We start from the raw sequence: 13,662 nt of genomic DNA on the forward strand, positions 1-13,662 counted from the left end.
CGCGTCTCATCCGGAGTATTTCTGCCAACCAAAGCAAGGCCAGTGGACAAGGGCAGCCCGGCGTGACAGGGACTGCGCATGGCTCCGCGTAAGATCATCATCGACACCGATCCGGGGCAGGATGACGCCGTCGCCATCCTGTTGGCGCTGGCAAGCCCTGACGAGATCGAGGTGCTTGGCATTACCTGCGTGGCGGGTAACGTGCCGCTGGCCCTGACGACCAGAAACGCCCGCATCGTCTGCGAGCTTGCCGGGCGACCGGATATCAAGGTCTTTGCAGGCTGCGACCGCCCCCTGAAGCGTGACTTGATCACGGCCGAACATGTGCACGGCAAGACGGGGCTGGATGGGCCGATTCTGAGCGATCCCGTCATGCCGTTGCAGGAAAAACATGCGGTGGACTTCATCATCGAAACCTTGCGCTCCGAACCAAAAGGCAGCGTTACCCTCGTTCCCATCGGACCGCTGACGAATATCGCGACCGCCTTCGAGAATGCACCGGATGTGGTGGGCAACGTCGCAGAGATCGTTCTGATGGGCGGCGCTTATTTCCAGGTGGGCAACATCACGCCCGCGGCGGAATTCAACATCCACGTGGATCCGGAGGCCGCGGCACGTGTCTTTGGCTCGGGCGTCCCACTTGTGGTCATGCCGCTTGACGTCACGCACAAGGCGCTGGTCACACGGGCGCGCAACGATGCCTTTCGAGCCATCGGAAACCGTGTGGGCGAAGCCGTCGCCGAAATGACCGATTTTTTCGAACGGTTCGACCGCGAAAAATACGGCTCGGAAGGCGCGCCGCTGCACGACCCCTGCACCACGGCTTATCTCATCAGGCCAGAATTGTTTTCCGGCAGGCACATCAATGTCGAGATCGAGACGACGTCCGACCTGACCCTGGGCATGACCGTTGCCGATTGGTGGGGCGTGACAGATCGCGCGCCCAACGCGCTGTTCATCGGGGATATTAACGCCGATGGCTTTTTTTCGCTGCTGACCGAAAGGCTTGCACGTCTATGACCAAACTGACCCTTGCCGCGCTGGAAGACCTGGATCGTCTGGTGCCTTTGGTGGCGGCGTTCCATGCCGAAGAAGGGATCGCCCAGGACGAGGCGACCCGTCGGGCGGCGCTTACGCCGCTGCTGGAAGGATCGCCCCACGGTTGCGTCTATCTGGCCGGACCGAGACGCGCGCCGATCGGCTACGTGATCGTCACTTTTGGCTGGTCGGTGGAGTTCGGCGGCCTCGACGGGTTCGTGGACGAAATCTTCATCCGGCCGGGTGTGCGAGGCCGTGGTATCGGATCGGAAATCCTTTTGGCGTTGCCCAAGACCTTGGCGAAGGCAGGCATGAAAGCGATCCATCTGGAGGTCGACCGGGGCAACGAAGCCGCGCGCCGGGTCTATGAAAAACTGCGCTTCGAGTCGCGGGAGAATTACATGCTGATGACGCGCAAGCTCTAGCGTCGGGGCAAAATGCACCTATGTTTCAGGCATGACCCTGCAGATTCCTTTCGACAATTCATATAGCCGCCTGCCCGAACGCTTTTACACGCGCCAAGACCCGGCGCCGGTCAAGGCACCCAAATTGATCGCTTTCAACCAAGCTCTTGCGCATGAGCTTGGGATCACACCGGGCTCCGAGGAGGAAATGGCGCAGATATTCTCTGGCAATGTCCTGCCGGACGGGGCCGATCCACTGGCGCAGGCCTATGCAGGTCACCAGTTCGGCGGGTTTTCTCCACAGCTTGGCGACGGCAGGGCAAATCTGCTGGGCGAGGTCGCGCGGAACGGCGACCGCTTTGACATACAACTGAAGGGTTCAGGTCCAACGCCCTATTCCCGCATGGGAGACGGGCGAGCCTGGCTGGGTCCGGTTCTGCGCGAATACGTTGTGAGCGAGGCCATGCACGCGCTCGGCGTCCCCACCAGCCGCGCGTTGGCCGCCACCCTGACCGGAGAGCAGGTTTTCCGCGAAACCGGCGCCCTGCCCGGTGCCGTGCTGACCCGCGTGGCCCAGAGCCACATCCGTGTCGGCACGTTTCAGTTCTTTGCCGCGCGTCGCGACATTGCCGGCTTGAAGGACCTTTTCGAGTATGTGGTGAATCGGCATTATCCGGATGTCGAAAGCCCCCACGAGCTACTTCAGGCGGTGATGGCGCGGCAGGCCGAACTTGTTGCGCAGTGGATGTCGCTTGGTTTCATTCACGGCGTCATGAACACCGACAACACCACGCTGTCCGGTGAGACAATCGATTATGGCCCGTGCGCTTTCATGGACACCTACCATCCCGACACGGTGTTTTCATCCATCGACATGCACGGCCGGTATGCCTTTGCCAACCAGGCCAATGTGATCGTCTGGAACATGGCACAGCTGGCAACTGCGCTGGTGCCCCTGATGCCGGACCAGGACGAGGCTGTGGAAGAATTCACCAAGACCGTGCATGCAATGCCGGAGCAAGTTCACATAGCGTGGCGCAAGCGTTTCGGCCGAAAGATCGGAATTGCGGACACCTCGGTCGAGGACGAGCCTCTGATCGTGTCATTGCTGGACAAGATGGCCGCCAACAGGGCCGATTTCACCAATACCTTCCGCGCCTTGAGCGACGGCAAGGCGCGGGATCAGTTCCTGGATCCCGGTGATTTCGACGCCTGGGAAACCGAATGGTCCAGGCGCCTCGAGCAGGAACAGGATCCGGTAACCTCCATGAAGGCAGCAAATCCAGTCTATATTCCGCGCAATCACAGGGTCGAGCAGATGATCCAGACGGCACTGAGCGGGGATTTCGCTCTTTTCCATCGAATGCTTGACGTATTGTCGGACCCGTACCAGCCCCGGGACGACGCTCGGGATCTGACGCGCCCGCCCGAGCCGTCCGAGGTGGTCCAGCAGACGTTCTGTGGAACCTGAGACTAGCTTGATCGGTTCTTGTCGCGGCTTCGGCGCAGCCTGCGGAAAAGTCGCGGATTGCGGCGCACGAATTCGTCGATGAAGGATCCGATACCGACATGACGGCCTTTGAGATAACCATAGCCGGCTGCCGCGCCCAAAAGCGCCCCTACCGTGTTGATGATGAGGTCGCCCATCGTGTCGTCCAGGCCGGACTTTTGCATGTTCAGCCCAAACGCCTGATCCATCGCGAATTCGAAGATTTCCCAGACGGTCCCGATGGTCATGGCGAAACAGAATGCGAGAAAGCTGAGTTGCAGGTGCGGTGCGGCGAAACGATCGCCCTGAAACATCATGAAGACGAGCACAAAGCCGATCAGACCAAACGCGACGGCCGAGGTGCCATGCATGGCGATGTCCCACCACCAAAACCGTTCATAGAAATTGAAGATTTCGCCAAGAAACAGCGTCGCCACAACGAAGATGACCACGATCGCGACGAATGTTGGAGGAACATGCACCTGGGCCCAGTTGGCCACGACCACCGGAGCCATCGACAGGCCCAAAGTTGCCAACGCAACGAAAGCAAGTTCGAAACGCAGCAAAGCCACCGCCCATATGACGGCCCCGGCCAGTGCCAGCCATATGATCCGCGCCAGCCAGGTCTGATCTGCAAACATGGGGTACGCTCCGTCACGGCTCCTGCCAACGTGTTAGCATGAAAATGCCGCGCCTGAGAATTGCAACCTACAATCTGCAGAAATGCGTGGGTCTGGACATGCGCCGACGGCCGGATCGAAGCCTTCAGGTGATCAATTCCCTCCGGGCGGACATCGTGGTGTTGCAGGAGGTAGACAAGCGCCTGCCGCCGCGTCCCGCGGCCCTGCCCCATGATCTGGTCGAGAGAGATGGATGGAAAATCCTGCCATTCGGCGCACCCGGTGGCTCTTTGGGATGGCATGGCAATGCGATGCTGGTGCGCGCGGACGTGAGCGTTCTGCACACCCAGCATCTTGATCTGCCCGGGCTGGAACCGCGTGGCGCGATACTGGCCGAGGTAGAAACACCACTTGGACCTATACGCGTTGTCGGGGTGCATCTGGGATTGGTGCGCCGCTATCGCCTTCTTCAGATCAAGGCCGTGCTGCGTCACGTTGCCCGGCGTCCGGCGATGCCGCTTGTCCTTGCGGGGGATTTCAACGAGTGGGGGAAGCGTACCGCCATCGATACTGCGGCACGCGGTGTCTCGTTTGCCCTGACGCCTCCCAGCTACCCCGCCCCGCGCCCCTTGGCGCGGCTCGACCGGATCGCGCATTCGGACACACTTGCAACAGTGGCGACTGGCACCTTGCGCGAGAAGCCCGCGCATATCGCCTCTGATCACCTGCCGGTCTGGGTCGACCTCGAACAGTCGTAGTGATCGGGCCGTCAAAACTCTGGATTTCCAGAAGCGTTCCCGTTATCCAACGCCCCGGATACGCAGAGAAGGCCGGCATGACAGAGACCATCATCGACCGTTGCGAGGCCAAGGGCCTGCGGATGACCGACCAGCGACGCACCATCGCCATGGTTCTGGAAAATTCGGATGATCATCCGGATGTGGAAGAGCTTTATTCGCGAGCGAGCGGCCGCGATCCGAAAATCTCGATCGCGACGGTATACAGGACAGTCAAGCTTTTCGAGGAAGCCGGAATCATCGAGAAGCTGGAATTCGGCGACGGGCGCGCACGTTATGAAGATGCCGAACGCGATCATCACGATCACCTGATCGACATGCACTCGGGTGAGGTCATCGAGTTCGTCGACCCCGAAATCGAGCAATTGCAGGAAAAGATCGCCGCCAAGCTGGGCTACAAGTTGAAGGGTCACAAGCTCGAACTCTACGGCGTGCCGATCCGCAAAGAGTAGTTGGCGGCCGCTATCGGCTTGTCTCTGCGTTGAAAGCCGCCTATCGCTCCGGCGGGGCTGTCGGGCGGAGATCATGGACAACATTCGCGGAATACTTCTGGTGATATTGTCCATGGCGGCTTTCACCGTCGAGGACATGTTCATCAAGAAGTTGTCCGCGGATATCTCCGTCGGTCAAATCCTGATCTGCCTGGGGCTGGGCAGCGCTACGGTTTTCGCGATCATGGCGCGTCTCGGCGGCGATAACCTGTTCGCCCGCGATGCTTGGCGTACGCCGTTGCTTGTGCGCGCCTGCTGCGAGGCGGGTGCGGCGCTGGCCTTCACCACGGCGCTTTCACTCGTAGACATTTCCGTCGTCGCTTCGGTTTTCCAGGCCACGCCTCTCTTCATCACCATGGGCGCCGCGATATTCCTGAAAGAGGATGTCGGCTGGCGCCGGTGGAGCGCAATCCTCATCGGGTTTATGGGCGTGCTCCTGATCATCAGGCCAGGCCTGGAGGGGTTCGACCCCGCGGCGTTGCTGGTGCTTGTGTCGGTTACTTGCGTGGCCGCGCGAGACCTGATTACGCGGCGCATCGATGTGAAGGTTTCCTCCGCGGTTGTCTCGTTCCAGGGCTTTGCCGCGGTTGTTCCGGCGGGATTGTTTCTTGTCACGCTCGGCCCCCAAACCGTTTCCGCGCTGACGCCCGCGCTTTGGTCCATGATCGGCGGCGGCATCGTCTTTGGCGCATTCGGGTATTACGGGATCGTGGCGGCCATGCGCATGGGCGACGCGGCGGTCGTGACACCCTTTCGCTATACGCGGCTGTTGTTTTCCCTCTTTGTCGGCGTTGTGGTTTTTTCCGAACGGCCCGACGTGCTGACGTTACTTGGTGCGGCATTGATTATCTCTACTGGCCTCTACACGTTTCTGCGCGAACGGCGGCTTGCCAGGAAGGCACGGCTGGCTGCGTAAGAATGCAACGCCCGGCAGGATAATTGGACTCCCACACATTTTGAGTTTCCACGGCGCAAAAGGCAGCGCTTATTCTCTGTGAAGCAGTAAACAAGAATAATGGAAAATCGATGCAGGCTCAGAAACTCGCGGAAGCTTTTGTCACCACGGAAACCGAAGGCTACAACTTGGCAAACCTGCAGGCTCCACGCGTTGCAGAGCGCAAGTTCGCCAAGGGCAAGCGCGGTATCTGGCTGCGCCGGGTCGGCACCTTGGCACGGTGGCTCGACGAAAATGATGTGCCGGTTCCCAAAGAATTGGTGCGGTCTTACGAGATCGACATTCTCTCGCGCGTGAGAGCGGGCATACCTTTGAAGTACCATTTCCGCGCTCTAAACAACCTGAGGGAACTGGTTCGTGCCAACATACTCTTTCCAGAGCTTGTCGACGGTTCGGCCGAACCCAGAACCGTCATAGATCTTTCGGCGGGCGCCTGCGGAACCTACGAAGTGTTCAGTCACTTCGGCCATGACGTGACGGTTTGTGACTTTTATGAACCGGATGGGTTCAACAGTGTTCGAGACTCCTATGCCGCGATACACGAGATGCTGGGCATAGAGTGCCGCCATTTCGACGGACGCAGCCTGCCCTACAGGTTTGCTGACGACAGTTTCGACATTGTGCTGTGCCATCAGGCGATCGATGCCTACGGACCCGTCCAGTTCTGGTATGACGCGATTGACGAAATGTTGCGGGTTGCGCGCTGCTCGATTGGACTGGTTCTTAACCCGGCACATCCAAAGACGGCGGAAACACGTGCAGCGACCCGCACGTTCATGGAGCATATGCGCAACAGACACGGCGCCACCTTTTCGGAATGTCCCGAAACCGGCCTGCCCGCGATGCGTATCGAAAAAACCTGAGCGCATCCTGACCGCCCTCGCCCGGGACTGACGAAGACCGCGCATTCGCCAAGCGTCGCAGTTCCCATTCGCGTTGGTTCTTGCTATGGCACCGGCAACATCATTTTGCCAAAGGGTCTCACATGAGCATCATTCTCGACATCCACGCACGCGAAATCCTGGACAGCCGCGGCAATCCGACGGTCGAGGTGGACGTGATACTCGAAGACGGCACCATGGGTCGCGCCGCAGTGCCATCAGGCGCCTCTACCGGCGCCCATGAGGCCGTCGAGAAACGTGACGGTGACGCATCCCGCTACATGGGCAAAGGCGTGCTGGAGGCCGTGGCCGCCGTGAACGGCGAAATCGCGGATGCCCTTGCCGGTTTCGATGCGAGCGAGCAGATCGCAATCGACGAAGCAATGATCGAACTTGACGGAACGCCGAACAAGGGACGCCTCGGCGCGAACGCCATCCTTGGAGTCAGCCTTGCCGTTGCAAAGGCCGCAGCCGATTTTTCGATGCAGCCGCTCTTTCGCTACGTGGGTGGCACCTCGGCCCGCACGCTGCCTGTGCCCATGATGAACATCATCAATGGCGGGGAACATGCCGACAATCCGATCGACATCCAAGAATTCATGATCATGCCGGTCAGTGCGGGCAATGTTCGCGATGCCGTGCGGATGGGCGCGGAGGTATTTCACACGTTGAAGAAGGAACTCTCCGGCGCAGGTCTGTCGACCGGGATCGGCGACGAGGGCGGTTTTGCTCCGAACATCGCTTCGACGCGTGACGCGCTGGACTTCATCCTTCGCTCGATCGAGAAAGCCGGCTACGCGCCCGGAGAGGATATCTATCTCGCGCTCGATTGTGCCGCAACGGAGTATTTCAAGAACGGAAAGTACGAGCTTGCGGGAGAAGGCAAGTCTCTCTCGCCGGAAGAGAACGCCGCCTATCTTTCGGCTCTCGTGTCGGATTATCCGATCATCTCGATCGAAGATGGCATGTCCGAAGATGACTGGGACGGCTGGAAAACCCTGACCGACCAGATTGGGGACAAGGTGCAACTGGTCGGCGACGACCTTTTCGTCACCAACCCCGAGCGCCTTTCCGATGGAATCAAGCGCGGCGTCGCGAACTCCATGCTGGTCAAGGTGAACCAGATCGGCAGCCTGACCGAGACGCTTCAGGCAGTCGAAATGGCGCATCGCGCGGGCTACACCAACGTCATGTCCCACCGATCCGGCGAGACAGAGGATGCCACGATTTCAGATCTTGCTGTCGCCACCAACTGCGGTCAGATCAAGACCGGCTCGCTGGCGCGCTCCGACCGGCTCGCGAAGTACAATCAACTGATCCGGATCGAGGAGGCACTCGGCGATACAGCGATCTACGCAGGTCGCTCGATCCTGCGGGTTTGACTTGACCGCCGAAGACATCATTTCGGCGTTTCAGCTGATCCCGCATCCCGAAGGCGGATATTATCGAGAAACGTGGCGCGCGGTAAATGACGGCCGTGCCCATGGGACCGCGATCTACTTCCTGCTGCGCGAACAGGACCGGAATCGGTGGCACAAGATCGATGCCACCGAGATCTGGCATTTCTACGGTGGCGCACCGCTTGTCCTGTCGATGTCCGGCAACGACGCGGGTCCCGTGCAGGACGTGCGGCTGGGCTCCAACCTCGCCGCCGGAGAGCGCCCTCAGGTAATAGTGCCACCGGATTGCTGGCAAATGGCCCGGTCGACCGGCGACTACACGCTGGTTGGCTGTACGGTTTCTCCGGGCTTCACGTTCGAAGGATTCACCTTGGCGCCTGACGACTTCAATATCCCACGCTAGTCGCGCAGGGCCTTCACGAACGCAAGAAGGTTCTGCGTCGACGCATCCTTGTCGTCGGGAGCGACGTCCCCTGCGACGAGCGGTTCCATTTCCTTTGCAAGCTCTTTTCCCAACTCGACGCCCCATTGGTCGAAAGAATTGATTCCGAGAATGACACCTTCGACAAAGACGCGATGCTCGTAAAGCGCGATGATCTGGCCAAGCCGGTATGGCGTTAGCCTCTCATAGACGAGCGTCGTTGACGGCCGGTCGCCGGGAAAAACCCTGTGTGCGGCCTGCATCTCGAGCTCTTGCCCGTTGAAGCCGGCCTTGCGCATAAGCTCGCGCGCAGTTGCCATGTCCCGACCGCGCATCAAGGCTTCGGACTGCGCGAGGCAATTGGCGAGAAGAAGACGATGATGATGGTCCAGTTCGGCTTCATGCCCGAGCGCGGCAACCATGAATTCGCAGGGGACAACCTGCGTTCCCTGATGGATCAACTGATAAAACGCATGTTGACCGTTCGTCCCTGGCTCACCCCAGACAACCGGACCGGAGCCGGTCTGAACGAGGCTGCCGTCCATTTCGACGCGTTTGCCGTTACTCTCCATCTCCAACTGCTGCAGATAGGCCGGCAGGCGCGACAGGCGCTGGTCGTAGGGCAATACCGCACGGGTTGGATGTTCGCACACGTGGCTGTGCCACAGGCCCGTCAAGGCCAGCATCACCGGCATGTTGCGATCCAGTGGCGCATCGCGGAAATGGGCATCCATGGCCGCGCCGCCGGCAAGGAATTCGTCGAACCGTTCCGGCCCTATCGCCAGCATCAGCGCAAGCCCGATCGGCCCCCACACAGAGTACCGCCCCCCAACCCAATCGGCGAATCCGAAGACCCGCTCTGGTGCGATGCCGAAATCCGATGTCTTGTCCTCAGCCGTCGATACGGCAACGAACTGCGCCGATGGATCTCCGCCATGCCGCTCCATCCAGTGCTTGGCGGTCCAGGCATTCGTCATGGTCTCGATCGTGGTGAATGTTTTTGAGGCCACGATAACCAGCGTCGTTTTGGCGTTCAGCCCGTCGAGGCAATCCGAGATATCCGCCCCGTCGACATTCGAGACGAAGTGGCAGCGTGGGCCATCATGATACGGGCGCAACGCCAAGGTGCCCATTTCGGGACCAAGGTGCGAGCCGCCAATCCCGATGTTCACAACATCAGTTATCGCGCCACCTGCCCCACTGTGCCGCCCTGCACGAAGGTAATCGGCAAAGGCACGCATACGTCCCAAGACGTCGCGGACGCCGGGCATGACGTCTGCGCCGTCGACTTTGATGACGGTATCCTTGCCGGCGCGCAGCGCGACATGCAGCACCGAACGTCCCTCGGTCCGGTTGATGGCCGTGCCGCCGAACATCTCTTCGCGCCGGGTCTCGACTCCTCGCGTTTGCGCGAGTGTCAGCAGCCCGTCGCGGGCGCCCTCCGTCATCGACGTTTTGGCATAATCGAAGAGCATGCCATCCGCAGACACCTGGAAACGCGCCGCCCGATCCGGCGCCTTCATAAGTTCGTTTATCGAGGCGCCCGCTTCTGTTCGCAACTCGGCCCAGATCATCCGTCTTCCCCTTGCTTTACACGCCCCGGACCGATTGCATCCATCACGGTGCCCAATGGACATCCGTTTCGTCGAGGATCGCCATGACAGGAGCTTGTTCCGGTTGGCAGGTCCTGGCCCGCTCCAGTGCATTTCGCTTCTCTTGGCCTGTAATGACGATGTGCTTGGCCACTGCCGCATTCAGAACCCGCGCGGATAGCGTGACGCGCACATCCTCCACTTTCGTGGGGCGCATCGGCACCAGCGCAGGTGCGTTGCGGGCCAGTGCGAGTTCAAGACCCTCGGTGCCCGGAAAAAGCGAGGCCGTGTGCATATCTGCGCCCATGCCCAGCAACAAAACGTCGATCGGCAGATAGGGCTGGACCCTAGATTCAAGCTCGGCCAGCACAGGTTCGGGCGCTTCGGCCCTTGCATAGAGCGGAAGGTAGTTCGCCTTGGCCGCCCGGCCCACAAGCAAACGTTCGCGCACCATTTTCGTGTTGGATCGAATGTGCACTTCCGGGACCCAGCGCTCGTCACTGAGGCAGATGTCGATGCGGGACCAGTCTAGATCAGCGTCGCACAGTACGTCGAAGACGCCGCCGGGTGTGCTACCGCCCGGGACGACGAAAAGCGCCCGGTCTTCATGCTCGAGTGCCGTGTTCAAATCGCCTGCCAACTGGTTGGCAAGATTGATCGCCAGCATCTCCTCGTCCGCATATTCGATCACTCTCATGCGCGTATCTCCCGCCAGCGGCGCCCGTCGCGATGCATCAACATCAATGCGTCGTCGGGGCCGGAACTTCCTGTCGCATAGCTGAGCGGTGCGCGCCCAGACTCCTCCCATTGCGATATGATGGGATCGATCCACGCCCATGCGGCCTCGACCTCATCACCGCGCATGAAGAGGGTTTGATTGCCCCGGATCACATCCATGATCAACCGCTCGTAGGCATCCGGGAAATCCGCCTCTTCCGGTCCAAGAGCCTCTGCAAATGTCATGTCGAGGGGCACATCTACCAAGCGCATACCGCCCGGACCGGGCTCCTTGATGGTCACGCCCAGCTCGATCCCCTCGTTGGGCTGCAACTTGATCGTGAGGATGTTGCGATGACGGCCCGCATCTGCCCCGAAGATCGAGTGCGGCGCGTCCTTGAAGACCACCGCGATCTCGCTGGCCCGGTCGCGCAAGCGCTTTCCGGTGCGCAGGTAAAACGGGGTACCGGCCCATCGCCAGTTGCTGATCGTCGCGCGCAGGGCCACGAAGCTTTCTGTGGTGCTGTCGCGGTTGCCGACTTCGTTGCGATAGCTTCCGGTCTCTCCCGAACCTTCATACTGACCGCGCACGGCGTCTTCAGGGGCGACAGGATCCAGTGCGCGAATGACTTTCAGCTTCTCGTCGCGCACCGCATCGGGATCGAACTTTGCGGGCGGCTCCATGGCGATGAGACACAAAAGCTGCATGATGTGGTTCTGCATCATGTCGCGCATCGCGCCGGAGCGATCGTAATAATCGCCACGGCCGCCTACCCCGACCTTCTCGGCCACGGTTATCTGGATGTGATCGACATACTGGCTGTTCCACAGTGGTTCGAACAGCGTATTGCCGAACCGGATCGCCATCAGGTTCTGCACTGTTTCCTTGCCGAGGTAGTGATCGATTCGGTAGATCTGGTGCTCGTCGAAATACTTGGCGATAGTCGCATTCAGCGCTTTCGCGGTGCTGAGGTCACGACCGAACGGTTTTTCCACGACAATCCGGCAATTGGGACAATCCAGACCATGCTGATGCAGCTGATCGGCTAGGTCGCCGAACAGGCTGGGCGCAACTGAAAAATAGAAAGCGCGAATTTCGGTATCGCGCAAGAATCCCTTCAATTCGGACCAACCCGCATCGCCTTTTGCATCGATTGTCACGTAGTCCAGACGCTGCAGGAAACCGTCAAGAATCTCGGTATCGCCCGCCGCCTCGGGTTCGAACTCGGTCACGGCCTGATGTGCGAATTCGCGATACCCGACCGCGTCCATGTCGCTGCGCGCCGCGCCTATCACACGGGCATCCTCGTTCATCTGACCCGCACGAAACCGGCGGAAAAGCCCCGGCAGAATCTTGCGCCGGGCCAAGTCACCGGTCCCGCCAAAGATCACGAGGTCGAAAGGGTCTACCGGAATGACGCGCGAAACCATGGTGTTCTCCTGCAATCGACATGAGTCTAGGCGGCGATCACGAAGGTGTCACCTGCCCGATATCGACTTTATAGGCAAGAAACGACAGGTTATGCGAGAAAGGTAAATGAAATTCGGGTGATAGACGGATGAAAGATACAGCAGCCCCAAGCGCCAATGGCGGGAAATTCATCGACCCGGACTTTACCGCCGACGGACAGGCGCGCGCGCGTGTGGCGCTGAAACGGCCCCAGACGCTTTGGTTCAATACCGGCACGCTGTGCAACATCACTTGCGCCAACTGCTACATCGAAAGCTCACCCGAAAACGACCGTCTTGTCTACATCACCACGACCGAGGTCGAAGAGTATCTCGACCAACTGGCCGAGCGCGACTGGCCGGTGACGGAGATAGGCTTTACCGGCGGCGAGCCATTCATGAACCCCCAGATAATCGAAATGGCGCGGGCCTGCCTGACTCGCGGTTTCAAGGTCCTTATCCTGACGAATGCGATGCGCCCCATGATGCGTCCGAAGATGCAAAATGGACTGCGCGCCCTGAACGCGGAATTCGGCGCGCTGCTGACATTGCGGATTTCCGTCGATCATCATTCCGAAGCGCTGCATGACGAAGAACGCGGAAGCGGCAGTTTTGCGCGTACGTTGATAGGCATGTCATGGTTGCGCGACCAGGGTATCCGCATGGCCGTGGCAGGCCGAAGCGTATGGGGAGACACCGAAGCGCAGTCGCGCGCAGGGTATCAGGCGTTTTTCGCGTCCAACGGGTTCGACATCGACGCATACGATCCCGCAATGACGGTGCTTTTTCCAGAAATGGACGAAACCGTCGAAGTACCAGAGATCACCACCGCGTGCTGGGAGATACTGGGAAAATCGCCGGACAACGTGATGTGTGCGTCGTCGCGCATGGTGGTCAAGCGCAAGGGGGCCGACCAACCTGCAGTACTGGCGTGTACTCTCTTGCCCTACGACGAAGAGTTCGAACTTGGCACCACGCTGGAAGATGCCGAGAGAGACGTCGCCCTGAACCACCCGCATTGCGCCAAGTTCTGCGTCCTGGGCGGCGCCAGCTGCTCCGGCTGAGCTCAAATCATTTTTTGCCGCGCTTTTTCCGGATCGTCCCGCCGATGAACCCGCCGACCGCGCCTGAAGCCACGATCAACCAGCCCGGTGCTCCCAGGTCCCATCCCACCAGAAGCGACAAGACATACCCTATCAGCGCGGCCACGGCGCCCACGAGCGCGAAACCCAAGGGCAAACCAAGTTTTTGCATAGGCATTCCTTTCCGTCTTCGTGATCAGAAACTGGGGTAGCCTGGCCGGCAAGGCAACCCTTCAGCCATCCGCCCTGCCCCCGGCGCTGAGTCCAGTTTATCCCTTCCAGAACCTTGCTCTACTCAGGCTTGGTCACGATGAACATCCTCTATA

15 protein-coding genes are annotated in these 13,662 nt (G+C 60.0%); 10 read left to right on the top strand and 5 right to left on the bottom strand.

Annotated elements, in window-relative coordinates; translation table 11 throughout:
* Positions 1 to 78: 78 nt before the first annotated feature.
* The 3 genes from ACQY4V_RS08245 to ACQY4V_RS08255 are packed head-to-tail and all read left to right on the top strand — an operon-like array spanning position 79 to position 2,913.
* On the top strand, positions 79 to 1,020 hold the full coding sequence (locus tag ACQY4V_RS08245) for a nucleoside hydrolase (protein WP_428516451.1): 942 nt from the start codon (positions 79 to 81) through the stop codon (positions 1,018 to 1,020).
* Positions 1,017 to 1,463 carry a GNAT family N-acetyltransferase gene (locus ACQY4V_RS08250; RefSeq protein ID WP_152492554.1) on the top strand — a complete coding sequence of 149 codons (447 nt, stop codon included), beginning with the start codon at positions 1,017 to 1,019 and terminating at the stop codon, positions 1,461 to 1,463. The genes ACQY4V_RS08245 and ACQY4V_RS08250 overlap by 4 nt, the downstream gene beginning before the upstream one ends.
* Positions 1,464 to 1,494: 31 nt before the next feature.
* Positions 1,495 to 2,913 (top strand): protein adenylyltransferase SelO, encoded by a 1,419-nt coding sequence (locus ACQY4V_RS08255; RefSeq protein ID WP_428516453.1) that lies wholly within the window; start codon positions 1,495 to 1,497, stop codon positions 2,911 to 2,913.
* A 2-nt stretch (positions 2,914 to 2,915) separates the two neighbouring features.
* Here the strand turns inward: ACQY4V_RS08255 and ACQY4V_RS08260 are convergent, their stop codons facing one another.
* Positions 2,916 to 3,572 carry a hypothetical protein gene (locus ACQY4V_RS08260; protein ID WP_428516455.1) on the bottom strand — a complete coding sequence of 219 codons (657 nt, stop codon included), beginning with the start codon at positions 3,570 to 3,572 and terminating at the stop codon, positions 2,916 to 2,918.
* Between the two features lie 38 nt (positions 3,573 to 3,610).
* On the opposite strand from ACQY4V_RS08260, the gene ACQY4V_RS08265 reads away from it, so the two are divergent.
* From ACQY4V_RS08265 to ACQY4V_RS08290, 6 genes are all read left to right on the top strand, one after another.
* Complete coding sequence (locus ACQY4V_RS08265) at positions 3,611 to 4,309, top strand: endonuclease/exonuclease/phosphatase family protein (protein WP_428516456.1); 699 nt, start codon at positions 3,611 to 3,613, stop codon at positions 4,307 to 4,309.
* A 77-nt stretch (positions 4,310 to 4,386) separates the two neighbouring features.
* Positions 4,387 to 4,800, top strand: a complete 414-nt coding sequence (locus tag ACQY4V_RS08270; protein WP_428516458.1) for a Fur family transcriptional regulator — start codon at positions 4,387 to 4,389, stop codon at positions 4,798 to 4,800.
* 73 nt (positions 4,801 to 4,873) lie between these two features.
* Positions 4,874 to 5,755, top strand: coding sequence for a DMT family transporter (locus ACQY4V_RS08275; protein WP_428516460.1), 882 nt, complete (start codon positions 4,874 to 4,876; stop codon positions 5,753 to 5,755).
* A gap of 110 nt (positions 5,756 to 5,865) precedes the next feature.
* Entirely contained in the window at positions 5,866 to 6,657 is a 792-nt protein-coding gene (locus tag ACQY4V_RS08280; protein ID WP_428516462.1) for a methyltransferase domain-containing protein, read from the top strand.
* A gap of 122 nt (positions 6,658 to 6,779) precedes the next feature.
* The gene (eno, locus tag ACQY4V_RS08285; protein WP_428516464.1) at positions 6,780 to 8,057 is read left to right on the top strand and encodes a phosphopyruvate hydratase; all 1,278 of its coding nucleotides are present in this window, start codon (positions 6,780 to 6,782) and stop codon (positions 8,055 to 8,057) included.
* Position 8,058: 1 nt separating this feature from the next.
* Entirely contained in the window at positions 8,059 to 8,478 is a 420-nt protein-coding gene (locus tag ACQY4V_RS08290) for a cupin domain-containing protein (protein ID WP_428516466.1), read from the top strand.
* Here the strand turns inward: ACQY4V_RS08290 and pgi are convergent.
* The 3 genes from pgi to zwf are packed head-to-tail and all read right to left on the bottom strand — an operon-like array spanning position 8,475 to position 12,236.
* Positions 8,475 to 10,070, bottom strand: a complete 1,596-nt coding sequence (gene pgi, locus ACQY4V_RS08295; protein WP_428516468.1) for a glucose-6-phosphate isomerase — start codon at positions 10,068 to 10,070, stop codon at positions 8,475 to 8,477. The genes ACQY4V_RS08290 and pgi overlap by 4 nt on opposite strands.
* Positions 10,071 to 10,113: 43 nt before the next feature.
* Positions 10,114 to 10,785: a 6-phosphogluconolactonase gene (pgl, locus tag ACQY4V_RS08300; protein ID WP_428516470.1), complete on the bottom strand. Its 672-nt coding sequence runs from the start codon at positions 10,783 to 10,785 to the stop codon at positions 10,114 to 10,116.
* The gene (zwf, locus tag ACQY4V_RS08305; RefSeq protein WP_428516472.1) at positions 10,782 to 12,236 is read right to left on the bottom strand and encodes a glucose-6-phosphate dehydrogenase; all 1,455 of its coding nucleotides are present in this window, start codon (positions 12,234 to 12,236) and stop codon (positions 10,782 to 10,784) included. Before zwf ends, pgl begins: the two co-directional genes overlap by 4 nt.
* A gap of 128 nt (positions 12,237 to 12,364) precedes the next feature.
* On the opposite strand from zwf, the gene ACQY4V_RS08310 reads away from it, so the two are divergent.
* A complete protein-coding gene (locus ACQY4V_RS08310) occupies positions 12,365 to 13,318 on the top strand; it encodes a radical SAM protein (protein WP_428516474.1) in 954 nt (317 codons plus the stop codon).
* Positions 13,319 to 13,325: 7 nt separating this feature from the next.
* Here the strand turns inward: ACQY4V_RS08310 and ACQY4V_RS08315 are convergent, their stop codons facing one another.
* Positions 13,326 to 13,508, bottom strand: coding sequence for a hypothetical protein (locus ACQY4V_RS08315; protein WP_152495459.1), 183 nt, complete (start codon positions 13,506 to 13,508; stop codon positions 13,326 to 13,328).
* Positions 13,509 to 13,662: the final 154 nt, after the last annotated feature.

The organism is Roseovarius sp., from assembly GCF_965277045.1.
Lineage (GTDB): Bacteria > Pseudomonadota > Alphaproteobacteria > Rhodobacterales > Rhodobacteraceae > Roseovarius.